Here is a 24,592-nt window from a genome sequence, read left to right as displayed (position 1 = left end):
CGGCGCGGACCTTTGAACGAGAGGAATCGGATGCCCGCGCCGGCGGGCATCCGCCGACAGGAGGCAAGGTTCGGACCGGCACTCGAAATTGCATGCAACTCGGGTAGAGTGCATGCATTGCGGCGATGTTGCACGCATGGAGTTTGTGCGCGGCCGCCGCAATTTCAGGCAGGCCTGCGGCCTTCCGATGCGGCAGGGTGACGACCGGTCTGGACGGGGGCGGGATGGACGAGGCGGCAGGACGGACGCGGACCGAGCGGCTGGCGGCGGAGATCGCCGAGGCGATCGTCACCGGTGCGCTCGCGCCGGGCAGCCGCCTCGACGAGCAGGCGCTGGCCGACCGGTTCGGCGTGTCGCGCACGCCGGTGCGCGAGGCCCTGCGCCAGCTCGGCACGTCGGGTCTCGTCGAGGTGCGGCCGCGCCGGGGCGCGGTGGTGGCGCAGGTAACGGCCGATCAGCTCGCCGAATTGTTCGTCGCCATGGCGGAGGTCGAGGCGACCTGCGCGCGCCTCGCCGCCCAGTCGATGAGCCCGCTCGAGCGCCGCCGCCTCGACGCCCTGCACGAGGCCATGGGCGGCCTCGCCCGGGCGGGCGACTGGGCGGCCTATGCGCGGGCCAACACGGCCTTTCACGGGGCGATCTATGCCGGCGCGCACAATTCCGTGCTGTCCGACTTCGCCTCGAGCCTGCGCCGTCGCCTCCAGCCCTATCGCGAGGCGCAGTTCCGCTTGAGCGGCCGCCTCGCCCTCTCGCACGCGGAGCACGGCGCGGTGGTGGCGGCAATCCTGGCGGGGCAGGCGGCGGAGGCGCACGCGGCGATGCTGCGGCACGTCACGCTGGTGGAGAGTTCGGTGGAGGGGCTGCTGGCGGGGGAGGGGGGTGCGGTCGCGTCAGGACCGCACGGTGGCGCGCGGCAGTCTACGTGATGTCACAGAATCTCTCCGACCATCTCCGACAGTCGTGACAACCTCCGAGTCTAATACAGATTTCGCTCGTTCTGTCGAAATAAAAATCAAGCGCATCTCCCCTCTCCCGTCTGGGAGAGGGGCCGGGGGTGAGGGTGACACGCTTCAGTGTAAAACTCTGACCGTTGTGGCAGCAGGCCGATCAGAGCCTGGCCCAGAACCGTAGCACCCTCGCGCGATCTTCGATCGCCCCTACCCCTCTCCCACACGGGAGAGGGGATCCCGCGCTTTACTTGTGTGATTATAGATCAGGCGGAACCTGATTCACCCCTGCCCGCCGCCCACCTTGTCCTGCGTCTTCGTCTCGAAATCGCCCGCATCGTGCCGCTCGTGGAGCTGGTCGGCCGGATCGCCGGTGAGGCGGTTGACCTTGCGCCCGCGCTGCACCGCCGGGCGGGCGAGGAGCTGGTCGGCCCAGCGCAGGACGTTGCGGTAGCTCTGGACGTCCAGGAACTCGGCCGCCTCGTAGAGCCAGCCCTTCACCACGCCGCCGTACCAGGGCCAGATCGCCATGTCGGCGATCGTGTAAGCGTCGCCGGCGATGAATTCATGCTCGGCGAGGCGCCGGTCGAGGACGTCGAGCTGGCGCTTCGACTCCATCGCGTAGCGGTTGATCGGGTACTCGAACTTCTGCGGCGCGTAGGCGTAGAAGTGACCGAAGCCGCCGCCGAGGAACGGCGCCGAGCCCATCTGCCAGAACAGCCAGGACAGGGTCTCGGCCCGTGCCGCCGGCTCGGTCGGCAGGAAGGCGCCGAACTTTTCCGCGAGGTAGGTCAGGATGGCGCCCGATTCGAAGACCCGGATCGGCGTCGCGCCGCTGCGGTCGACGAGGGCGGGGATCTTCGAGTTCGGGTTGGCCTCGACGAAGCCGGAGCCGAACTGGTCGCCGTCGCCGATGCGGATCAGCCACGCATCGTACTCGGCGCCCGCGTGCCCGAGCGCCAGAAGCTCTTCCAGCAGGATCGTGACCTTCTGGCCGTTCGGCGTGCCCAGCGAGTAGAGCTGGAGCGGGTGCTTGCCGACAGGCAGGGGCTTGTCGTGCGTCGCGCCCGCGATCGGGCGGTTGATGCTGGCGAAGCGGCCGCCGCTCTCCTTGTCCCAGGTCCAGACCTTCGGCGGCACGTAATCGGCTCGATCGCTCATGGGGCGCTCTCCGGTGTTGCGAGGCAACAGATAGGCGCTCCGACCGCCCGGCGAGAAGGGCCCCGCTTGCAGAGCTGACGGGAAGCGGGCGCGAGCCCGCCCCCGCCGGGATCAGCCGCGCAGGGTCGCGAGCGCGTGGTAGGCCTGCTTGTAGCGCTCGTAGACCGGCCGGTACTGCGCGTGGGCCGCCTCGTTCGGCGCGATGCGGCGGGAGACGTGCACCATCGCGCCCGCCGCCTCCTCGATCGAGCCGTAATGGCCCGCCGCCTTCGCCGCCAGGATGGCGCTGCCGAGCGCCGGCGCCTCGCCCACCTCGGTCACGGTCAGCGGCTGGCCACAGACGTCGGCGTGAATCTGCATCCAGAGGTCCGAGCGGGTCGCGCCGCCGCAGATCACGATCTCGTCCGGCCGGTAGCCGCCCGCGCGCATCGTCTCGAAGATCAGCTCGGTGCCGAAGGCTACGCCCTCCATCGCCGCGCGGAACAGGTGGGCGCGGCCATGCGCCAGGGTCAGCCCGGTGAAGGCGCCGCGCGAGGCCGCGTCGGTGTGCGGCGTGCGGTTGCCCTGGAAGTGGTCCTGCACCAGCACCCCGTCCGAGCCCGGCGGCAGGGCGGCGGCCTCGGCGTTCAGCGCGTCGTAGGACCAGTCGGTGCCGACGATCCGGCGCAGCCAGTTGACGATCGAGCCCGTCGAGGTCTGACCGCCCTCGACCACGTGCAGGCCCGGGATCACCGCGTCGGCGTAGGTGCCCCAGATGCCGCGGCCGTGGAACGGCTCGGCCGAGAGCCCGAGATGCAGGTGCGACGAGCCGGTGATGAAGGCGAGCTTGCCCGGCGCGGTGACGTTCAGGCCGATCATCGCGATCTCGGCATCCGAGCCGCCCTGCGCGACGGGGAGCCCGGCCGGGAGCCCGAAATGCGCGGCGGCCTCCGGCGTCAGCCCGCCCACCACCTCGCCGAGCGGCAGCACCTCCGCCGGCCATTTCTCCGCGAGTTCCGGGATGCCCAAGCTCTCGACCAGGCTGCGGGCGTAGCCGCCCTCCCGCGACCGGTAGTGCCAGCGGATCGCCGCGTTGGTGATCGAGGCGGCGCGCCGCCCCGTCATCCGCAGGTTCATGTAGTCCTGGTACTCGCAGATCGTCGCCGCGCGGTCGAAGAGGTCGCGCTCGTGCCGGGCGAGCCACAGCGCCTTCGGGATCATCCACTCGGCCGAGACCGGCCCCGCACCGGCAGAATTGAGGATCAGCGCGGGATCGCCGGTGGCGAGCACCAGGGCGGCCTCGTCCGCGGCGCGCACGTCCATCCAGATCAGGGCCGGGCGCACCGGGACCCCGTCGCGGTCGAGCGCCACGACGGAGCAGTTGGTGGTGTCGGCGCAGAGGGCCGAGACGTCGCGGGGATCGATGCCGGACTTGTGCACCGCCTCGCGTACCGCAAGGCCCGCCGCGTTCCACCAGTCCTGCGGATTCTGCTCGGCCCAGGACGGCCGCGGGAAGTGCGTGGGGTAGGGGTGCGCTGCGAAGGCGAGGGGCCGGCCGGCGAGATCGAACACCCCGGCCCGGATGCCCTCCGTGCCCCCGTCGAGACCGATGACGACGCTCATGACGGCTCCTTGCGGGGCGAGGCTCGGGGGGGTGACGGGATACGGCGACGGCGCGGGGGAGCGCCCTAGACCGCTTCGGAGCTCAGGCGCGAACCGAGGGCCTGGTGGAGGATGCGGCCGAGCTGCTCGGCCGAATAGGGCTTGTGCAGCAGCTCGAACCCGTGCGCGTCCGATTGGGCGAGCACGTGGCTGTAGCCCGAGGCCAGCACCACGGGCACGTGGGGCGAGCGCTTCTGCATCTCCTGCGCCAGGGCGACGCCGCCCATGCCCGGCATCACCACGTCGGAGAAGACCAGGTCGAACCGGCTGCCGTCGCGCCCGAGCTGCTCCAGCGCCTCCTCGGCATTGGCGGCCCAGATCGGCTGGTAGCCGAGATCCTCCAGGATCTGCGTCGCGAACTGGCCGACGCCGACATTGTCCTCGACGACGAGAATCCGCTGGCCGGTCCCGAGGGGGGCCAGGCCGAGATCCTGCGGGCGCTCGGCCGCCGACCTTTCCTCGGCGACGACCTCCGGCAGGTAGAGCGTGAATGTGGTCCCCTGTCCGGGGGCGCTGCGCACGTCGACGTCGCCGCCCGACTGCTTGGCGAAGCCGAAGACCTGGCTCAACCCTAAGCCCGTGCCCTTGCCGACCTCCTTCGTGGTGAAGAACGGCTCGAAGATCCGGCCGAGCTGCTCGGCCGGGATGCCCGTGCCGGTATCGACCAGGGCCACGGCCGCGAAGGGGTTCTGGGATCCGGCATGGCCGCGGATCGCGGGCAGGGCCGCGCCGCAGGACACGCGCAGGGTCAGGGTGCCCTCGCCGTCCATGGCGTCGCGGGCATTGACCGCCATGTTGACGAGCGCCGTCTCGAACTGGCTCACATCCGCCCGGATGAGGCAGGGCGCCCGCGGGACCTCGGTGACGACGCGCACCCGCGAGCCCGTGAGGGTGTCGAGCATGTCGGCGATCCCCCGGACCTTCTGGCCGACGTCGAAGACCTCCGGCTTGAGGGCCTGGCGGCGCGCGAAGGCCAGGAGCTGTCCCGTGAGCTTGGCGGCCCGCTCGACCGTGTCCGACACCGCGTCGAGGTAACGCGCTTTGCGCGCCTCCGGCAGGTCGGGACGGCGCAGGAAGTCGACCGAGGAGCGGATGATGGTGAGCAGGTTGTTGAAGTCGTGCGCCACGCCGCCGGTGAGCTGGCCCACCGCCTCGAGCTTCTGTGACTGGCGCAGGGCCTCCTGGGCCTGGGCCAGCTCGGCCTGGCTCCGCAACCTCTCGGTCACGTCCATCACGAACTGGTAGCAGCCGGTCCTCGCGCCGTTCGCGTCGCGCAAGGTCCGGAAGCTGATCTGGTAGCAGGGACGGGCGCGGGCCGGATCGCCGTACTCCTCCACCAGGGTGATCTCCTCGCCGGCGAGTCCCCGGCCCCAGCCGGCCCGCACCTGGGCCTGATGCTCGGGCTGGTCGGCGAGAAGATCGAGCATGTTGTCGCCGACCTTGGGCCGCACGCCATAGATGCGCGCGAACTCGTCGGCATTGGCCTTGTTGATGGCGAGGATCGTGTAGTCGAGGTCGGCGGCCATCATCATGATGTCGGTTCGCTCGACGATGGTGGCGAGCAGGTTGCGCTCCGCCGTACGCTCGGAGACCTGCTGCTCCAGGGTCTCGTTGAGTTCCTGCAGGCGGCGCTCGCTCTCCGCCAGGCGCTGCTCGGCCTCCTTGCGCCGGCTCAGGTCGGCGGTCACGACCAGCAGGTTCTTGAGGCGTCCATCCGCGTCGTCGAGGCGCTCGATGCTGCTGTTGGCCCAGATCGCCGTGCCGTCCGGGCGGCGGTAGCGCTTGTCGAGGGAGATGCTGCGTCCGGTCGCGATCGCCTCGGCGACCGCCGCCAGGCTCGGCCGGAGATCGTCGGGGTCGGTGACCGCGGCGAGGTCGAGCCGCAAGACCTCCTCGGCCGATCGCCCGAGGATGCGGCACAATTCGGTGTTCACCCGCAGGAAGCGACCGTCGGCGCTCACCTCGGACAGGCCGACCGAGGCCCCGTCGAAGATCGCCGCGAGGTGCGCCTCGCTCTCGCTCAAAGCCGTCTCGGCGCGGCCGCGCTCGATCGCCGCCTTGACGCGCTCCCCGACCTCCCGGATCAGGTTCTCCTCGGCCCGGGTCCAGGCGCGCGGGGTCGCGCTCTGCACCGCCAGGAGGCCCACCCACTCCTCCTCCCGGAACAGGATGATGTCGACGAAGGCGGCGACCTGCCGCGTCTTCAGGCCGGCGCGGGCCTCGTCGCTGAACCGGGGGTCGGCGGGCACGTCCTCGACCGCCACGACCGCGCCGTCGCGGTAGGCGGCCAGGAGGTCCGGGCCGAACGCCGCGAGCGAGTGTTCTCCCACGATCGTCTCGACGCCGTTCGTGTAGTCCCGCTCGACCTTCATCAGGCTGCCGCCGATCTCGGCGTAGAAGACCCGGCTGGCACCGACCCGCTCGCCGAGACGCTGGGCCGCGACCTCGGCGATGTCCGTCGGCGAGGTCAGCGTCCGCAGCGTGTCGCTGAGGTCGAGGAGGAAGGATTGCCGCTCCTCGTTGTCGTGGAGCAGCGCCTCCTCCCGCTGGCGGTGCGCGACGAGCCCCTGGCGGGGGGGCTCGATGCAAGTGGCCTCGGTGAATGTGGTCTCGATGCAGGTGCCGGACAGCCCCTCGACTCGCCCGGCCGCATCGCGGACCGGCACGCAGGAGAGGGCGAACCGCGTCGCCTCACGGCCGTCCTCCCGCTCCAGGACGTGCACGGCGTCGTCCGTGCGGGATGCGCGGCCGGACACCGCCTGCGCGAGGGGAGCGAGGACGGCCTCGATCCCGGACCAGACCTGGAGGTAATCGCGCCCGAGCGCGGCGGGGTGCCGGTCGCCGAGGATCTCGGCATAGAGATCGTTGTAGAGGAGCGTCCGCTCGGTCCCCCAGACGAGGAACATCGGCTGGTGCGCGGCGAGCATCACGCCGACGAGCGTCGTCAGGCAGGGCGGCCAGGTCGCCGGATCGCCGAGCGGCGAGGCGCGCCAATCGTGCCCGCCCATCAGCGCGCTCATCGCGCCGCCGTCGACGAGGAAGCTCGGGACGATCAGAATGGCGTCGGATCTGCCGTGCATGACGTCCTGTCCCTGCCTCACGGGGCGGTGATGGCGCGCCCGGCCGACCCGTCGCGCGAACGGCCAAGGAAGCAGGAGCGCCACCACTTCGACATTTTGGTGGTCACTCGAGGCGCCTCGGACAGGAATCGGCCGATCCGGTTCGTCCGTCGCGGAAGGCGGTCGTCGGGTGCCGGTACGGCAAGCGTGAGCGGTCTCACAGGACACCGCTTCTGTCAAAGATTCATCGTGGGATCCGGTTCGCACGGCGCCCGTGTCCCGGGGGCCGGCCGCCGGCCGTCCTCCCCGTCACGCGGCGGGCGCGCCGGCGCCGCGATCGCCCGGCACGAGCGCCCGGAGGTATCGCTCGGCCTCGTCCCAGTCGCTTCCTCCGGCAGACAGGCCGAGATACCCGTCCGGCCGCACGAGGAAGAGGCGGGATGGGTCCGGCGGCCTGCGCGGCGCCGCCTCCACGAGGCCGGGGAAGCGCGCCGTCAACGCCCGGCCGCCCACCGCGTCGGCGGCGTAGAGCACGAAGAGCGGCGCGCGCCCCGCGCCCGGCGGCGCGCCGCCATCCGCCTCGGGCTCCCAGCGCGCGCCGGCTCCGGGACCCCGCGACAGGGGGCTTCTCTCGTAGGCGATCTCGATCTCGCTCATCTGCGTCGCCATCCTGTCGCGGACGGCGTGCAGGCCGAGCAGGAAGCGCAGCGCGAGGTTGCGCGCCGCCTGCGCCGCCGGGTGCGACAGCGTCGCCATGTCGGTGAGCCGGCCGGCATTGCGCAGCACCAGATCGCCGACCGCGCTCCGCTCGGGGCTGTAGCTGGCAAGCAGCGCGTCGTCCGCCCGGCAGCGCACCACCATCGCCAGCTTCCAGGCGAGGTTCACCGCGTCCTGCATGCCGGTATTCATGCCCTGGCCGCCGGCGGGGCTGTGGATATGGGCGGCGTCGCCGGCGAGGAAGACCCGGCCGTGCCGGTACTCGGCCACCTTGCGCTCGTTGATCCGGAAATGCGTCAGCCAGACCGGGTCGGAGGCGCGAAATCCGCCCCCCGCTCGCCGGTCGATCAGCGCCTGCACCTCGACGAGGGTGGGGTCGGGCCGTGGATGCGCCGGATCCGTCCGGCCCACCGTGGCGACGACCCGCGCCCGGCCGCCCGGGATCGGGAAGATCACGAAGGGGCCGTCGCGGTGCAGGTAGGTCGCGACCTCGTCCGGGGGCGGGGCGCCCGGGCCGTCGAGGCGCACGTCGGCGAGCAGCCAGTCGTCGCCCTGGGCCGCGCCCGCGAAGGCCACCCCGAGCCCGTGCCGCACGGTGCTGTGGGCGCCGTCGCAGCCGATCAGCCACGGCGTCCGCACGCTCTCCTCGCGCCCGTCCGGGTGACGCAGGCGCGCCGCGACGCCGCCCGGGGCTTCAGTAAAGCCGATCAGCTCCACCTGCCGCTCGACCGCGACGCCGAAGGTTTGCAGGTGTTCCGTCAGCAGGCGCTCGGTGTCGCGCTGCGGCACCATCAGGGCGAAGTTGTAGGCGCTCGCGATGTCGGCGAAGCGCGGCGCGCCGAGAACCGTCCCGCCGCTGCGGATCGAGGCGCCGGGCGCGCGCAGGCCGGCATCGAGGAAGGCCTGGGTGCAGCCCATGCGGTCCATGAGCTCGAGCGTGCGCGACCAGACCACGAGGGCCTTGGAGGTCTCGGTGGCGTGCGCGGCGCGGTCGATCAGGCGCACGCCGACGCCGTAGCGGGCGAGCTCCGCCGCCATGGTCAGGCCCACCGGGCCGGCGCCGACGATGAGAATGTCCGTCATCTGGTGGTCTCCCAGAGCCTGATCGTCGTGCGAGGATAGCACCGCGAGGAAATTTTCTGTCCCATCCGCGACCTCATCCTGAGGTGCTGCGTAGCAGCCTCGAAGGAGGCCTCCAGGGATCTTCAAGACTTCTGGAGGCCTCCTTCGAGGTCAGTCGATCTTCGATCGACTAACACCTCAGGATGAGGTCGCGGATGGGAAACATGTACGTTGATGAATCCAGCAGGGTCCGAGACTTCCGTAAGAGGGCCGGCTCAGGCGGCCAGGAACAGTTTTCGTAAGTACGCCCCGAGTCCGGGCTCCCGCCACGAACGGCCGCGCCAGCCGAGATGGCCGTCGGGCCGGACGAGATAGCTCATCGCCCGGCGCCCGTAGGCCTCGGCGAACGTCCCCGCGCGGTCCTCGATCAGCTCGGCCCCCGGCAGCGCGCGGTCCGCCCCGGCGCTCACCACCACGACGACGCGCAAGTGGTCCTGCAGCAGGGCGGCGTGGTGCTGCATCCAGTCGGAGAGGGCCCGCGCCTCCTCCCGGTCGCAGGCGCCGTCCGGGTGGACCAGCAGGACGTGCCGCGTGCCGCGCAGCAGGTCGAACAGGCGCAGCGGGAAGCCGAGACCCGGCCGCCCGAGACCGTTCACGTCCGGCGCGCGGTCGCCGGCCGCGGGACCGCCCAGCTCCTCCGCCTCCTCCGCGACGAAACCCGTTCCCCGGTAGGAGATCGAGACCTGGGCGTCGGCGGCCCGGTCGGGCGCGCCGCCGCGCTCGCGGCCGTAGCTCTCGCTCGCCCGGCGGGTCCGCGCGATCACCTCGGCCCCGACCGGGCGGCGCTCCCCCTCGTAGCCGTCGAGGAGGCTCTCCGGGCTCGCGCCCGTCGCGACCAGGGCCAGCTTCCAGGCCAGGTTGTAGGCGTCCTGGATCCCGGTATTCATGCCCTGCCCGCCGGTCGGCGGGTGGATGTGGGCGGCGTCGCCCGCGATGAAGCAGCGTCCCCGGCGGTAGGCGGCGGCGAGCCGCAGGCTGATCCGGTAGACGGAGGACCAGCGCAGATCCGAGAGCGGCGCCGGATCGGGCAGGAGAGCGTCGGCGACCGCCTGCAGGTCTGCGAGCGTGGGACCTGCGAGCTCGGCCTGGATGCCGTGATCGGTCCCGCCGCCGGGAACGAGGTGGGGCGGGGCCAGCATCGAGACGCGGTAGCGGCCGGGCTCGGGCAGCGGGATGGCGACGAACAGGTCGGGCGGTCCGCCCTCCACCAGCCGCAGGGCGCGCACCGACAGGCCGTAGGGCACGTCCCAGTCGATCCGGACGTCGCCGAGCATGAACGGCCAAGGGTAGGCCTCCCCCTCGAAGCCGATCCCGAGCCGCCGCCGGACCGCGCTGTGCGCCCCGTCGCAGCCGACCACATAGGCGGCGCGGACCTCCTCGGCGGGCCGGCCGTCGCGCTCGATCCGCGCGGTGACGCCCGTGCCGTCCTGGTCCAGGGCGGTCAGGGTCGAACCGCGCTCGACCGCGATTCCGTAGCGGTCGAGGTGCCGGGCGAGGATGCGCTCGGTCTCGTATTGCGGCAGCCCGAGAGCGGCGTAGGGCAGGCTTAAGGCGGGCTGGACGGCGTCGCCGGTCCACCGGCCGTCCACGATGGAGCGCAGGCCGGTCAGCCACAAACCGGCATCGATCATCTCGCGGGCGACGCCCATGTCGTCCCAGACTTCGAGCGTTCGCGGCGTGACGCCGATGGCACGGCAATAGGCGGAAGGGTGCGGCGCCGCGTCGACGATCCGCGGGCGCACCCCGTGCCGGGCCAGCTCGCAGGCGAGCGTCAGCCCGACCGGGCCGGCTCCGACGACCAGGATCTCCGCCACCGGCACCTCCTCACGCGCGATGTCGTCACGCGGGGGCTATTGCGCCCCGCAATTGCTCGGCGCCGGCGCGCCGGCGAACCGGTCGCCGATCCAGTCGAGGGCGGCCGGCGCCGCGTCCCGGGCGATCGAGAGGTGGCCGACGCCCGGCACGAGGTCGTACTCGACGCGGCTGCCGGCCCGGCACAGCCGCTCCCGGTAATCCTGCGTCACCCGCGGCAGCACGAGGGTGTCGGCGGCGCCCTGCGCGAGGAAGACCGGGATGTTCGGCGGTAGCGGGCCGGGGGTGTTGCGGGCGAGCAGCGCGCGCCAGGGCTCGCGGTCGGCGAGGTTGTCGACCGACAGGAAGCTTCGGTCGAGCGCCTTCGAGGGGCCGCGCCGCTCCAGCACGTCGAGGATCGTCTCGATGCAGTCGTTGGCAAGCTCATTGATGACGGGGAGAGCGGCCGGCACCACCACCTTCGTCATCGGCGCACCGTAGACCTGCGACCACGACCACAGGGTCATGGCGGTGAGGTTCTTGCCGCCCGAGGTGTCGAGGTCGGCCATCATCAGGGTGGCGAGCTCGGTGGCGGGCGCGGCCGCCGCGACGCCGACGAGCGCCAGGTCCGGCGCGTAGGCGCGGGCGAGGAGGCCGGTGAAGAGCGCGGCGTGGCCGCCCTGCGAGTGACCCCAGACCGCGAAGGCGTTCGTCGCAGCCCCGGGGCCGGCGAGCTGCCGGGCGGCCCGCACCGAATCGAGCACCGCCCGTCCCTCACTGAGGCCGACGAGGTAGGGATGCACGCCCGGCGTGCCGAGGCCCGGATAGTCGGTGGCGGCGACGATATAGCCGCGCGCCAGCATCTCCTGCAGGCCCTGGATCGAGCGGTAGAGCACGCGGGCGAGGGAAGGCGCGCACTTGTCGACGACGCCGGTGGTCGGGTGGGCCCAGGCGACGATCGGCCGGCCGCCGGGGGGCACCGGCCCGGCCGGCACGATGATCGCGCCCGAGACCGCGATCGGCTCGCCGCGCAGGCCGGTCGAGCGGTACAGCACGCGGTACGCCGCGGCGCCGTCGGGCGCGTTCGGCAGGGGCTGCGCGTCGAGCAGCGTCCCGGGCGCCGCGCGACCGGCGGCCGGCCGCGCCTCGGCCCGCGGCGCTGCCGCGGCGAGGCCCAGCACGAACATCAGGGCCCCGGCCAGCCGGGCGCACCGCGCGGCCTGCATCACTCTCGTCAGCACGTCGCTCTCCGCTGAGGCCGGGATCGATCGGGGGGTCCGTCCGCGGGTCGGGTGCTCACGGCTTCCAGCCGCCGCCCGGCAGGCGTCCGTGATACGGCGTGTTGCGGCAATGGCCCCACGGGCCGCGCCAGTATCCCGGCGGGCAGCCGTTGCCACCGCGCACCTGGTACCAGCCGCCGGGCAGCGGCCCGACATAGGGCGTGCTGCGGCAATGGCCCCAGGGACCGCGCCAGCGCCCGGGCCCGCACCCGCCGGCCACGAATTCGACCGGGGCCTGGACCCCGGGATCGGCCGGCACGGGCAGGGCCCGGGCCGGTCCGGCAAGGGGGATGGCGAGGGCGAAGGACGCGGCGAAGAGCACGATCGCGCGAGGCATGGTGGCGGATCTCCCTGTCTGCCTTCAATCAAACATAGAAATGACAAGCTTGGCAAGTCAATCGTTCAATATAATTACATAATATATTTTGCTAATTTACTGCAACTGATGCATGGCGCAGTTCGCGTTAATTTCAAATGATAAATAATATCGAATTACGACCAATTTTATGCGCGCAGTACAGCGTGCCCTGTCGTCACGGTCGGTCTTTCCGCGAGAGTTGTCGCTCGTGGCGTTTCGCCTTGCGATGGAGACGGCAACGCTGCGTCCTCCGTCGTTCAGGCCGTCGATCGCCACGCCGGGTGCAACGTCACGGCCGTCCCGGCGATCGCGATGACCGATGGATGCGCCGGGATCGACCCGCGGAACGCCGCCATCGGCCGGCCCGCGCGGGGACGGGCGCCCGCAGCCCCGGCGGCGGCGTTCGCGACCGTCAGGAGTCCCGCCGGAAGGGCAGGGCGCTCCAGCCCGCGAAGCGCGCCTCCGTGCCGAGGCTCTCCTCGATGCGCAGCACCTCGTTCCACTTCGCCATGCGCTCCGACCGGGAGAAGGACCCGACCTTGAGCTGGCCGGCGTCCCAGCCGACGGCGAGATGGGCGATGGTCGTGTCCTCGGTCTCGCCGGAGCGGGCCGACACGATGGTGCCGAAGCCGTGCCGCTGGCCAGCCAGGAGCGCGGCGTGGGTCTCGCTCAGCGTGCCGGCCTGGTTGGGCTTGATCAGCACGGCATTGGCCGCGCCCGCCTCGGCCGCGCGCTCGACGCGCCCCGCATCGGTCACCAGAAAATCGTCGCCGATGACCTGGCAGCGCCCGCCATGGGCCGCCGTGAAGGCCCGGAACCCCTCGGCGTCGTCCTCGGCCACGGGATCCTCGATCGACACGATCGGGTAGGCGTCGAGCCACCCTTCGAGCATCGCGATCATCCCGGCGGTGTCCAGGGTCCGGCCGTCGAGGGCGAGCCGGTAGGATCCGGCCCGGCCGAATTCCGAGGCCGCGACGTCGAGCGAGATCGCCACGTCGGCCCCCGGCGCGAAGCCGGCGGCCTCGATCGCCAGGACGAGGGTGTCGAGGGCCTCCTCGTTCGCGGCGAAGACGGGCCAGTACCCGCCCTCGTCGGCGACGCCCTGGAGCTTGCCGGCCCTGCGCATCAGGGCGCCGGCCGCGCGGTAGATCTCCGCCGTCCAGTCCAGCGCCTCGGCGAAGGAGCCGGCGCCGGGGCACATCACCATGAAGTCCTGGACGTCGACCCGCCGCTCGGCATGCGCGCCGCCGCCGAAGATCTGGATCTCGGGAAGCGGGAGGCGCACCGGCTTGCCTCCGGCGAGCAGCCGCCAGACCGGGAGCCCGGCGGCGGCGGCCCTCGCGTGCAGCACGGCCATCGACGTCGCCACGATCGCGTTGCCGCCGAGCCGCGCCTTGTTCGGCGTCCCGTCGAGGCCGATCAGCGCCGCGTCGATGGCGGCGGGATCGCCCGCGTCCCTGCCGACGAGCGCCCGGGCGATCGGCCCGTCGACGTGGCCGACGGCCTGGCGCACGTCGAGCCCGCCGAACGGCGCGCCCCCGTCCCGCAGGTCGATCGCCTCGCCCGAGCCGGTGGAGGCCCCGGCCGGCGCGATCGCCCGGCCGACGGCGTCGCCGCCTAAGCTGACCTCGACCTCGACGGTCGGACGGCCCCGGGAATCCCAGACGCGGCGTCCGCGCACGGCGGTGATGGTCGTGGCGATCACGGCAGGATCTCCTTCGCCCACTCGTCCCGGACCTGCGCCAGCCGCGAGCAGCGGCCCGCGATCAGCCGCCGGGCCACGCGCCGGACGAGGTCGCGGTCGCCCTCCCCGGTGATGTACTCGACCGGCGACTTGCCATCGACGCGGGCGAGGAACAGGGCCGGCAGCAGCCGGGCCGCCCGCGCCTCTATGGCCTCGGGCGCCTCCCAGGCCACGCCGGCGCGGTAGGCATCCGCCAGCGCATCGAAGCAGGCGAGGTAGTCGGCCGCGTGCGCCCGCTGCCACACGCCCTTGAGGAGCAGGTGGTTGAGGCAGAAGGCGAGGTCGAAGGCCGGCTCGCCGTACCAGGCGCATTCGGCGTCGAGCAGCACGGGTCCGTCCGGGCCGGCGAGGATGTTCTTCGGGCTGACGTCGCCGTGCACGAGGGCGAGTCTGGTCCCGAGGGCCGCCGTCGAGAGGGCGAAGAGGTCGTTGGCGAGGTCGCCGTGCCGCTCCGCCGTCGCCTCGAGATAGGGTTCCAGGCGGATGGCGTGGAAGGTGTCGTCGTTCGCGAAACGGCGCGCCAGGTCGGGCGAGCCGGCGGTCGCGGCGTGGATCGCCGCGATGGTCCGGCCGACCGCCGCGGCGAAGGCGGGGTCGGCGCGGCCGTCGCGCAGCTCCTCCTTCCAGACCGGATGGGTGGCGGGATCGAGGTAGCTCATCGCGAACACCCCGAGGACCGGGTCGTGCGCCAGGATCTCCGGGACGGCGCGCGGCACGGCGCGCCGGGCCTCGACGAACCAGCCCACCTCGCTCGCGTTGCGCGAGACCGGCGCGGTCCATTCCCGCGCGACGCGCAGGCGCGCCAGCGCCTTCTTGACCACGAAGGTCCGTCCCCCGGCCTCCACCCGAAAGATGTCCGAGGCGACGCCGCCTGTGAGCGGCACGAGCCGCGCCGGTACGCCGGGCGTCACCAGCCCGGACCGGGCAAGGAAGTCACGGATCGCAGGATCGGCCACGGTCGGCGACGCGGCAGTGTCGGAGCCTGTTTGACTTGCGAGGCCAGTACCAAGGGACACTTTCCTCTCCCAACCCACGACCTCATCCTGAGGGGCGAACACAATGAGCCTCGTAGGAGAGCTCCAGAGACCTCGGAGATTTCCGGAGGCCTCCTTCGAGGCTAGTCGATTTGCAACCGACTAACACCTCAGGATGAGGTCGTTGGGGGGATAAAATTTACCCGTTCGGCAGCGCCCGGGCGGGGAGGGGATCCGCTGCCGGGTTCTTGCGGGCCGGGGCCCCGCCGGGGCGGCGGACCCGGCGCGCCAGGACGGACAGGCCCTGCTGGAGCGCGATGAAGGCGAAGAGCAGCGCGCCGGTGGCGATCTTGGCCCACCAGCTCGACAGCGTGCCATCGAAGGTGATGTAGGTGCCGATCAAGGCCTGGATCATCACGCCGAGGAAGGTGCCGACCATCAGCCCCTGTCCGCCGGTGAGCAGCGTGCCCCCGATCACCACCGCCGCGATGGTGTCGAGCTCGACCCCGACCGCCGAGAGCGAGGTGCCCGACGAGGTGTAGAGCGAGAACACGATGCCCGAGAGCCCCGCGAGCGCGCTCGACAGGGTGTAGATCGCGATCGTCCGGGCGCCGACGCGCAGGCCCATCAGCCGGGCCGAGACGCGGTTGCCGCCGAGCGCGTAGGCCGCGGTGCCGAACCGGGTCAGGTGCAGGAGGATGCTGCCGGCGACGAAGACGGCGAGCATGAGGCCGGCGACGATCGTAAGTCGTCCGCCGCCGGGCAGGCGCAGGCTCGCCTCGCTCACCGCCTCGTAGAGCGGCGCGGTGATCGGGATCGATTCCGTCGAGATGAGGAAGCTCGCGCCGCGCGCCAGGAACATGCCGGCGAGCGTCACGATGAAGGGCGGGAGATCGAGGACGGCGATGATCCATCCCATCGCCGCCCCGAAGGCGGCCGCGATCAGGAGCGCCAGGGCGAAGGCGGCGAGGGGCGGCAGGCCCCAGCGCTCGATGGCGATGGCAAGGAAGACGCTCGTGAAGCCGATCACCGAGCCGATCGACAAATCGATGCCGCCCGAGACGATCACGATCGTCATGCCGACCGCGACGATGCCCAGGAAGGCGCTGTCGGTGAGGAGGTTGCCGACGACCCGCGTCGACAGGAAGGCCGGGAACTGCGCGGCGCAGAGCGCGTAGGCGGCCGCGAAGACGAGTGCCGTGACGAGGACGGGGAGGTAGCGGTTCATGCCGCCCTCCGCCGGAACAGCAGCGACAGGCCGGCGAGCCGGGGCGACTGGACGAGGAGCACGGCGAGCACCACCACCGCCTTGACGAGAAGGTTCGTCTCCGAGGGCAGGCCCGAGAGCAGGATGCCGGTGTTCATCGCCTGGATGATGAAGGCGCCGAGCACCGCGAGCGGCACGCTGAACCGCCCGCCGAGGAGCGAGGTCCCGGCGATCACCACCGCGAGGATCGCGTCGAGCTCGAGCCACAGGCCGGCATTGTTGGCGTCCGCCCCCAGGATGTCGGCGGTGGTGACGAGGCCGGCGAGCGCGGCGCAGAACCCGCTCCAGACGTAGACGGCCAGCGTCGTCGTGCGCGTGCTGACGCCTGCCAGCGCGCTCGCCCGCGCATTGGCGCCCGTCGCCTCGATGAGCAGGCCGAGCGCCGTGCCGCGCACGACCAGCACCGTGACGGCGAGGACGCCGAAGGTGAGGATGATGGGAGCGGGCAGGCCGAGCACCGCGCCGTTGCTGAAGGCGGCGAGCCCCGGGGCGCTGAAGGTGACGATGCGCCCTTCCGTGAGGAGCTGCGCGATGCCGCGTCCCGCCACCATCAGGATCAGCGTCGCGATGATCGGCTGGATGCCGAGCACCGCGACGAGGAATCCGTTCCAGGCCCCGCACAGGATCCCGGCGCCGAGCGCGGCCGCGAGGACGACCGGCAGGGCATGCGCGTCGGCGAGGCTCGCGGCGACGGCGCCCGCGATCGCCATGACGGCGCCGACCGACAAATCGATGCCCCGGGTCGCGACGACGAGGACCATGCCGATGGCGAGCAAAGCCACCGGCGCGCCGCGGTTGAACACGTCGATCAGGCTGCCGAACAGCCGTCCGCCCTGCATCCGCAGGTCGAAGAATTGCGGCGAGACGAGCCAGTCGACGACGAGGATCGCCGCGAAGGCGAGGAGCTGCGGGGCGCCGCGCCGGCCGAGGCGGAGGGAGAGGGCGTGCATCGGTCAGGCGGCCTCCGCAGCCTCGTCGCCGGCGATCGCCTTCAGGATGGCGGTGACGTCGACGGCGCCGGCCTCGAGGGTGGCGATCTGGGCCCGGTCGCGCATCACCACGACCCGGTCGGCGTAAGTGACGATCTCCTCGAGTTCGGAGGAGATGACCACGAGGGACAGCCCCTCGTCGCAGAGCCGCCGGATCAGCCGGATGATCTCCGCATGCGCACCGACGTCGATGCCGCGGGTCGGCTCGTCGAGGATCAGCACGCGCGGCTCGGTGGCGAGCCAGCGGGCGAGCAGCGCCTTCTGCTGGTTGCCGCCCGAGAGCAGCCCGATCGGCCGCTCGGGATCGGGGGGGCGGATGTCGAGCATGGCGATGTAGCGGCGCGCCAGCGCCTCCTGCTCCCGCCGCGAAATCGGGCGGAACGGCCCGCGCCTCGCCTGGAGCGCCAGGACGATGTTTTCGCGGACGGTCAGCTCGGCGATGATCCCCTCCGTCTTGCGCTCCTCCGGGCAGTAGCCGAACCGGTGGCGGATCGCGTCGCGGGGGTTGCGCAGCCGCATGGGCGCGCCGTCGATGCGGGCCTGCCCCGTCTCCGCGACCTCGGCGCCGAAGAGGAGGCGGGCGGTCTCGGTGCGGCCGGAGCCGAGGAGGCCCGCCAGCCCGACGACCTCGCCGCGCCGGAGCGTCAGGTCGAAGGGCGCGACGTAGCCGGGTTTCCCGAATTGTTCGAAGCGCGCGACCTCGTCCCTCCCGCCGGTACCGGGAGGGGGCCGGTCCGCATGGCCCGTTGCGGCGGTCGCCTCGCTGAGTTCGCGCCCGAGCATCGCCTCGATCAGCGTCATGCGCGGGAGTTCGGCGGTCGCCCAGGAGCCGACGAGCCGGCCGTTGCGCAAGACCGTGATCCGGTCGGTGACGGCGTAGACCTGGTCGAGGAAGTGCGTGACGAAGACGATGCCGAGACCCCGCGCGGCGAGGCGGCGCATCACGCGGAACAGGATCTCGACCTCGTGCGCGTCGAGGCTCGCCGTCGGCTCGTCGAGGATCAGCACCCGGGCCGACAGGTCGACGGCGCGGGCGATGGCGACGAGGTGCTGCACCGCGACCGAGTAGTCGCCGAGGGGCGCGCCGGTGTCGATCGCGAGGTCGAACGCGGCCAGCAGCGCGGTCGCGCGCCGGCGCATCTCGCCGTGGCGCACGAGGCCGAACCGGGTCGGCTCGCGGCCGAGGAAGAGGTTCTGCGCCACCGAGAGGTTCGGCAGCAGGTTCACCTCTTGGTAGACGGTGGCGATGCCGAGGGCCTGCGCCGCTTCGCCCGAGCGCGGCGCGATGGGTGTCCCGTCCAGCTCCACCGTCCCGGCATCGCGCGTCACGATGCCGGTGACCGTCTTGATGAGCGTCGACTTGCCGGCGCCGTTCTCGCCGAGCAGCGCGTGGATCTCGCCCGCCCTCAGCGTGAGGTCGACGCCGGACAGGGCGGGAAAGCCCGCGAAGCTCTTCGTGAGGCCGCGGACCGCGAGGAGCGGTGCGGCCTCGTCCTGGCTTGAGGACATGCGGTCGGCTTTCGGGACGCGCGGCGTCAGTAGCCGAGGCTCTTCTTCGACTCGTAGACCGCCTGCGGGTCGTCGGCCGGGGTGAAGAGCTTCGATTCCGTCTGGATCCACTTCGGCGGGACGGTGCCCTTGGTCTTGTAGGCCATGACGGCGTCGAGGGCCGGGCCGGCCATGTTCGGGGTCAGCTCGACGCTGGCATTCGCCTCGCCGGCCATCATCGCCTTGAAGATGTCGGGCACGCCGTCGATCGAGACGGTGAGGATGTCCTTGCCCGGCTTCAGGCCGGCTTCCTTCATGGCCTGGATCGCGCCGACCATCATGTCGTCGTTGTGGGCGTAGACGGCGCAGATCGACTTTCCGCCGCCCTCGGCCTTGATGAAGCTCTCCATCACCTCCTTGCCCTTCGAGCGGGTGAAGTCGCCGGTCTGGCTGCGCACGACCTTGATGGTCGGAGTCGCGGCGATGCCCTGCTCGAAGCCCTTCTTGCGGTTGGTGGCGACGCTCGCCCCCACCGTGCCCTGCAACTCGACGACGTTGCACGGCTTCGAGCCCACGGTCTTGGCCAGCCACTCGCCCGCGACCTTGCCCTCGTGGACGCTGTCGGAGGTCACCGCCGTGAGGTAGAGGTCCTTGCCGGACGGGTCGATGTCGCGGTCGAGGAGCACGACCGGGATCTTCGCCTCGCGGGCCTCCTTCAGGACCGCGTCCCAGCCCGTCGCCACCACCGGCGCCAGGAAGATCGCGTCGACGCCCTGCGCCACGAAGGACCGGATCGCCTTGATCTGGTTCTCCTGCTTCTGCTGCGCATCAGCGATCTTCAGGGTGACGCCGCGCTTCTGCGCCTCCGACTTGGTCACGGAGGTCTCGGCGGCGCGCCAGCCCGATTCCGAGCCGATCTGCGAGAACCCCACCGTCAGGCCGGCCGCCGAAGCAGCCGGCGCGGCGAGGCCGGTCAGCAGCGTGGCGGCGAGCAGAAGGCGATGCGTCCTGCGAAGGCGATGCGTCCGGGCACCGGGCATGAGGCGTCTCCCTGAGGTCCTTGTCGTGGCGCATCTGCGTGCGTCGGCCGAGCATGAAACAGCCGCGATGGCGACGCAATAGTCATATTGTAAGATTTTTCCTCCGGAGCGCTGGCTCAGTCACCGAGCGGTCGCCCTCGCGGCCGCGTGAGCGACGCGGTCCGACTTCCGGCAGCAAGTCCGGGTTCGCGGTGCCCGATGTCACCGCCGACCTGCTCCGGGCGGCCGCGACGCCCACCCGATACGCGACGGCCGGAGCGCTGGACCGTCCGACCGCGCCGGAGGACGCAGCCGGTGGGTTCTCTGAGAAAATGCCGTTATGCGAATGAGGGCCGAAGGACCGCCCAGTCCGCCATGGGCTGCCTGCCATGCGTCGCCTCGCCTGGCCGGTCCTCGGCGCCGGCGGCCGGCAGGACCCGGTGGCGCAGCGATCACCGGTGCCCGGATCAGACGATCCCGCCGCCGCCGCCCTGCGCGGCCGGCCGCCTGGCCGCGACCATCTGCCTGTAGCCGCTCGCCCGGTAGGCACCGACGGGGTCGATCGCGCCGCCGGCATCCAGCCGGGCCCGGGCCAGGATCGGGTCGACATCCGTGCGGAAGCCGGCCTTCAGGGTCTCGGACGCCATCAGCGCGTCGTTGTCGCCCTGGTAGGAGGCGAGCGCGGCCCGGTCGACCAGGAGGGCCTGGGCGTAGGCGCGGCGGATCTCGTCGGCCGAGCGGATCAGGCTCTCGATCGGGTCGGTCACGTTGTGGGACTGGTCGATCATGTAGGCCGGCGCCTCGACGCGTCCCTCCAGGTCGACGAGCTCGTTGAACACCAGGAACAGGCGGAACGGGTCGATCGTGCCGGCGTCGAGGTCGTCGTCGCCGTACTTCGAATCGTTGAAGTGGAAGCCGCCGAGCTTGCCCGCATGGGCGAGGCGCGACACGATCATCTCGATGTTCACGTTGGGTGCGTGGTGCCCGAGATCGACCAGGCAGCTCGCCTTCGGGCCGAGCGCCTGGGCCGTGAGCAGGCTGGTGCCCCAATCCTGCACCACGGTGGCGTAGAAGGCGGGCTCGTACATCTTGTGCTCGGAGAAGAGCCGCCAATCCGCCGGCAAGGCCGCGTAGATCTCCTGCATGGACGACAGGTAGCGCTCGAAGGCGCGGCCCATATGGCTCTGGCCGGGGAAGTTGGCGCCGTCGCCGATCCACACCGTGAGCGCTTTGGACCCCAAGGCCTCGCCGAGGCGGATGCAGGCGATGTTGTGCGCCACCGCCTGGGCGCGCACCGCCGGGTCGACATGGCTGAGCGAGCCGTACTTGTAGGAGAGCGGGTGGTCGGGATCGCCCGGATGGTCCTGGAAGGTGTTGGAGTTGATCGCGTCGAAGGTCAGGCCCAGCGCCGCGGCGAGGGCGCGCAGCTCCGCCGGGGGCGCCGCGTCCCAGGGGATGTGCAGCGACACGGACGGGGTGGCCCGGCCGAGCTGCTGGATCACCGCGCAATCCTCGAGCTTCTGATCGATGCCGGTGGGCTCGCCCGGGCCGGGGAAGCGGGAAAAGCGCGTGCCGCCCGTCCCGACGCCCCAGGACGGGATCGCGACGGAAAACCGCGCCACCTTGGCGGTGATGGCGTCGATGTCGATGCCGCGGCGGGTAAGGCGCCGGCCGAGCGCGTCGTAATCGTCGGCCAGCGCCCCGGTGCGGGCCGCGTTGTGGTTGGCGATCAGGTCCGGGTCGATGGGCAAAGACGGTGCGGGCATGGGCGTTCCTCGTTGCTTGGTCCTTCGCGGTAGCGTCCCGTCGCCGGAGCGGCGACGGGGGCTTCTCATCGTGTGAAGGACTGGGCGTTGCCCGCGTCGACGTTGATGATGTTGCCGGTCGACTTGGCCGACAGGTCGGAGGCCAGGAAGTAGACGGCCTCGGCGATGTCCTCCGGCAGCACCGAGCGCTTGAGCATCGAGCGCTTGCGGTAATGCTCCTCGAGCGCGTCGCCCTCCAGCTGGTAGGCGGCGGCGCGCTGCTCGCGCCATTCCCCCGTCCAGATCTTCGAGCCGCGCAGCACCGCGTCCGGATTGACGACGTTGACCCGGATGCCGGCCTCGGCGCCCTCGAGTGCCAGGCAGCGGGCGAGGTGGATCTCGGCGGCCTTGGCGGTGCAGTAGGCGGCGGCGTTCGGCGAGGCGGCGAGCCCGTTCTTGGAGGCCACGAAGACCAGGGCGCCGCCGAGGTTCTGGCGCCGCATCAGCCGGAACGCCTCGCGGGAGACCAGGAAGTAGCCCTTCGCCAGGATGTCCATGTTGCGCTCCCAGAGGGCGACGCTCGTGCTCTCGATCGGCTCCGAGGAGGCGATGCCGGCATTGGACACCAGGATGTCGAGCCCGCCGAACTCCACCGCCGCCTCGGCGAAGCCTTGGACGACCGCCTCCTCCCGGGTGACGTCGAGGACGAGGCTGCGGACCTGGTCGCGGCCCTGCGCGGCCGCGAAGGCCGCCTCGGTCTCGGCGAGCGCCCCGGCGTCGATGTCGGCCAGGACCACGCAGGCGCCTTCCGCCGCGAGCTTCGCGGCGACCGCGCGGCCGATGCCCCCTGCCCCGCCGGTCACCAGGGCGATGCGGCCCGCGAGGCTCTTGGGCTTCGGCATGCGCTGGAGCTTGGCCTCTTCCAGGAGCCAGTACTCGATGTCGAACGCCTCCTGCTCGGGCAGGCCCCGATAGGTGTCGACCGTCGAGGCGCCGCGCATCACGTTGATGGCGTTGACGTAGAACTCGCCGGCGATGCGCGCCGTCGCCTTGTCGCGCGCGAAGGTGATCATGCCGATCCCGGGCACGAGGTAGACGACCGGGTTGGCGTCGCGCATCGCCGGGCTGTCGGGATGCCGGCAGCGCGCGTAATAGGCGGCGTAATCCGCCCGATAAGCCGCGATCGCGGCGTCGAGGCCTTCGACGACGGAATTGACCGTGCCGGTCTCGGCATCGAAGTCGAGCACCAGGGGACGGATCTTGGTGCGCAGGAAGTGGTCCGGGCAGCTCGTGCCGAGCGCCGCCAGCTCGCGCAGGCGATGCCCGTTGACGAATTCCAGCACCGCGGGGCTGTCGTCGAAATGGCCGACCTTGCGCTCCTCCGCGCCGATGCGGGCGCGGATCGCCGGCATCAGCCCGGCCGCGATGGCGCGCCGCTCGTCGGCCGGCAGGCTCACGGTGGCGGCGCCGCCGAACACGGGGCGCGCCTTCGTCTCGCGGTCGAACCAGGCGATCGCCGCGTTGATGATGCGCAGGGTCGTCTCGTAGCAGGACCGCGCATCCTCGCCCCAGGTGAAGAGCCCGTGGCTCTCCAGCACCACGCCCTTCGCGTGCGGGTTCTCCTGCGCGAAGCGCGACAGCATCAGGCCGAGCTCGAAGCCCGGCCGGCGCCAGGGCAGCCAGCCGATCTCGTCCCCGAACACCGCCCGGGTGATCGCGCGGCTGTTCTGCGTCGCGGCGATCGCGATCACCGCGTCGGGGTGCATGTGGTCGACATGGACGTAGGGCAGGTAGGCGTGCAGCGGCGTGTCGATCGAGGCCGCGCGCGGGTTGAGCGCGAAGGTGCAGTGGGGCAGGAAGCCCACCATCTCGTCCTCGTGGGCGGGGCCGCGATACAGTTCCCGCAGCTGCTCCAGCTTGTCCATGTACAGGGTCGCGAAGCCGTCGCGCGTCATGGTGCCGACGTCGCCGCCCGAGCCCTTGACCCAGAGCACCCGCGTGTCGCGGCCGGTCAGCGGATCCCGCGCGATCACCTTGGCCGAGGTGTTGCCGCCACCGTAATTGGTGATCCGCTTGTCGGCGCCGAGCAGGTTCGAGCGGTAGAGGAGCAGTCCCGGCTCGTCGAGCCCGGCCGCCTTGGCGGTGTCCCAGCGGCTCTCCAGCAGACCTTGAGCGGCGCGCGACATGGTATCCTCCCCGATAGCTGCGATCGTTGATGGCGTCGATCGTTCCCGGCTTCGATCGATTCTGGCGATCCGGGATCGATCCCGGCGATCCGGGCGGCGCCTCCCGCCGGACGCCCGGCATCCCGGGCGGTGATGGCAGGATCGATCATGATCTGTCAATATCACGCAATCGCGGATTGAGTTGCAGTGCAATATGATCGTTTTTGGTCGAAGATGTTGACGTATAGCGGATCGGCTGATTGGATAGCGATGGGAGGCAACGATGCATGAGCGCGAACGTCACCGCGTCATCCTGGACCTGTTGCGGGAGCGCGGCGTGGCGACCGTCCAGGTGATCGCGGATGCGACCGGGGGCTCCGAGGCGACGGTGCGACGCGACCTCGCGGCGCTCGCCGGCCAGGGGCTGCTGCGGAAGCTGCGCGGCGGCGCCGAGGCCCTCCCGGCACCGGTCCTCCACGACGCCGTGCCCCCGGCCCCGAACCTCGTGCCCCTGAGCACGCCGGGCGGCGGGGGACCGAACCTCCTGGAGAAGCGCGCCATCGCCCGGGCCGCCGTGGAGCTCTGCGCGGAGGGCGACGCGATCATCATCAACGGGGGCACCACGACGTTCCAGATGGTGCACGCCCTGGACGGGCTGAAGCTGCAGGTCCTGACCAACTCGTTCTCCGTGGCCGACCACCTCCTGCGCCACTCGGCCTGCGCCGTGATGGTGCCGTCGGGCACGATCTACCGCGAGCAGAACATCATCCTGAGCCCGTTCGAGGATGACGGGACCGTGCATTTCCGCGCCCGGCGGATGTTCATGGGGGCCATGGGGGTCTCAGCCCTCGGCATCATGGAGCAGGACGCGCTCATCATCTCGTCCGAGCAGCGCCTGATGCGGCAGGCCGACGAGCTGGTGCTGCTCGTCGATGCCACGAAGTTCCGGATGCAGTCGTCGATGATCCTGGCGCCGCTCAACCGGGCGGCCCGGATCATCACCGACGACCGCATCACCGACGAGGACCGGCGGATGGTCGAGGCGGCGGGGATCGAGCTGATCGTCGTCGATCCCCGTCGACCATTCCGTCAAAATCGATCATCGGCGACCGCCTAACGAGCAAA

At 71.4% G+C, this 24,592-nt stretch carries 17 protein-coding genes; 2 read left to right on the top strand and 15 right to left on the bottom strand.

The window, feature by feature from the left end; translation table 11 throughout:
• Nucleotides 1-197: 197 nt before the first annotated feature.
• Nucleotides 198-926, top strand: a complete 729-nt coding sequence (locus ABZT49_RS00345) for a GntR family transcriptional regulator (RefSeq protein WP_355281524.1) — start codon at nt 198-200, stop codon at nt 924-926.
• Between the two features lie 303 nt (nt 927-1,229).
• Here ABZT49_RS00345 and yghU read toward each other — a convergent pair whose 3' ends face one another.
• From yghU to ABZT49_RS00270, 15 genes are all read right to left on the bottom strand, one after another.
• On the bottom strand, nt 1,230-2,108 hold the full coding sequence (yghU, locus tag ABZT49_RS00340; protein WP_355281521.1) for a glutathione-dependent disulfide-bond oxidoreductase: 879 nt from the start codon (nt 2,106-2,108) through the stop codon (nt 1,230-1,232).
• A 111-nt stretch (nt 2,109-2,219) separates the two neighbouring features.
• Complete coding sequence (locus ABZT49_RS00335; protein WP_355281518.1) at nt 2,220-3,710, bottom strand: FGGY-family carbohydrate kinase; 1,491 nt, start codon at nt 3,708-3,710, stop codon at nt 2,220-2,222.
• A gap of 65 nt (nt 3,711-3,775) precedes the next feature.
• Nucleotides 3,776-6,829, bottom strand: coding sequence for a PAS domain S-box protein (locus ABZT49_RS00330; protein WP_355281515.1), 3,054 nt, complete (start codon nt 6,827-6,829; stop codon nt 3,776-3,778).
• Between the two features lie 288 nt (nt 6,830-7,117).
• A complete protein-coding gene (locus ABZT49_RS00325) occupies nt 7,118-8,608 on the bottom strand; it encodes an FAD-dependent monooxygenase (protein WP_355281512.1) in 1,491 nt (496 codons plus the stop codon).
• A 254-nt stretch (nt 8,609-8,862) separates the two neighbouring features.
• The gene (locus ABZT49_RS00320; RefSeq protein WP_355281509.1) at nt 8,863-10,461 is read right to left on the bottom strand and encodes an FAD-dependent monooxygenase; all 1,599 of its coding nucleotides are present in this window, start codon (nt 10,459-10,461) and stop codon (nt 8,863-8,865) included.
• Nucleotides 10,462-10,497: 36 nt separating this feature from the next.
• Nucleotides 10,498-11,679, bottom strand: a complete 1,182-nt coding sequence (locus ABZT49_RS00315) for an alpha/beta fold hydrolase (RefSeq protein ID WP_355281506.1) — start codon at nt 11,677-11,679, stop codon at nt 10,498-10,500.
• 55 nt (nt 11,680-11,734) lie between these two features.
• Nucleotides 11,735-12,055 carry a GCG_CRPN prefix-to-repeats domain-containing protein gene (locus ABZT49_RS00310; RefSeq protein WP_355281503.1) on the bottom strand — a complete coding sequence of 107 codons (321 nt, stop codon included), beginning with the start codon at nt 12,053-12,055 and terminating at the stop codon, nt 11,735-11,737.
• Nucleotides 12,056-12,488: 433 nt separating this feature from the next.
• Nucleotides 12,489-13,781: a phosphopyruvate hydratase gene (gene eno, locus ABZT49_RS00305; RefSeq protein WP_355281500.1), complete on the bottom strand. Its 1,293-nt coding sequence runs from the start codon at nt 13,779-13,781 to the stop codon at nt 12,489-12,491.
• Nucleotides 13,778-14,776 carry a phosphotransferase gene (locus ABZT49_RS00300; protein WP_355281497.1) on the bottom strand — a complete coding sequence of 333 codons (999 nt, stop codon included), beginning with the start codon at nt 14,774-14,776 and terminating at the stop codon, nt 13,778-13,780. Before ABZT49_RS00300 ends, eno begins: the two co-directional genes overlap by 4 nt.
• A gap of 217 nt (nt 14,777-14,993) precedes the next feature.
• Nucleotides 14,994-16,022 carry a galactofuranose ABC transporter, permease protein YjfF gene (gene yjfF / locus ABZT49_RS00295; protein WP_355281494.1) on the bottom strand — a complete coding sequence of 343 codons (1,029 nt, stop codon included), beginning with the start codon at nt 16,020-16,022 and terminating at the stop codon, nt 14,994-14,996.
• The gene (locus ABZT49_RS00290; protein WP_355281491.1) at nt 16,019-17,011 is read right to left on the bottom strand and encodes an ABC transporter permease; all 993 of its coding nucleotides are present in this window, start codon (nt 17,009-17,011) and stop codon (nt 16,019-16,021) included. The genes yjfF and ABZT49_RS00290 overlap by 4 nt, the downstream gene beginning before the upstream one ends.
• 3 nt (nt 17,012-17,014) lie before the next feature.
• Nucleotides 17,015-18,559, bottom strand: coding sequence for a sugar ABC transporter ATP-binding protein (locus tag ABZT49_RS00285; RefSeq protein ID WP_355281488.1), 1,545 nt, complete (start codon nt 18,557-18,559; stop codon nt 17,015-17,017).
• A 26-nt stretch (nt 18,560-18,585) separates the two neighbouring features.
• Nucleotides 18,586-19,578 carry a galactofuranose ABC transporter, galactofuranose-binding protein YtfQ gene (ytfQ, locus tag ABZT49_RS00280; protein WP_355281485.1) on the bottom strand — a complete coding sequence of 331 codons (993 nt, stop codon included), beginning with the start codon at nt 19,576-19,578 and terminating at the stop codon, nt 18,586-18,588.
• 446 nt (nt 19,579-20,024) lie between these two features.
• Nucleotides 20,025-21,323 carry an L-rhamnose catabolism isomerase gene (rhaI, locus tag ABZT49_RS00275; protein WP_355281483.1) on the bottom strand — a complete coding sequence of 433 codons (1,299 nt, stop codon included), beginning with the start codon at nt 21,321-21,323 and terminating at the stop codon, nt 20,025-20,027.
• 65 nt (nt 21,324-21,388) lie between these two features.
• Nucleotides 21,389-23,488 carry a bifunctional rhamnulose-1-phosphate aldolase/short-chain dehydrogenase gene (locus ABZT49_RS00270; protein ID WP_355281481.1) on the bottom strand — a complete coding sequence of 700 codons (2,100 nt, stop codon included), beginning with the start codon at nt 23,486-23,488 and terminating at the stop codon, nt 21,389-21,391.
• Between the two features lie 262 nt (nt 23,489-23,750).
• Here ABZT49_RS00270 and ABZT49_RS00265 point away from each other — a divergent pair, with 262 nt between their 5' ends.
• The gene (locus ABZT49_RS00265) at nt 23,751-24,584 is read left to right on the top strand and encodes a DeoR/GlpR family DNA-binding transcription regulator (protein WP_355281478.1); all 834 of its coding nucleotides are present in this window, start codon (nt 23,751-23,753) and stop codon (nt 24,582-24,584) included.
• Nucleotides 24,585-24,592: the final 8 nt, after the last annotated feature.

It is taken from the genome of Methylobacterium sp. EM32 (assembly GCF_040593685.1).
In the GTDB taxonomy this organism is placed as follows: Bacteria; Pseudomonadota; Alphaproteobacteria; order Rhizobiales; family Beijerinckiaceae; genus Methylobacterium.
This window is presented reverse-complemented; position numbering and strand designations above follow the sequence as displayed.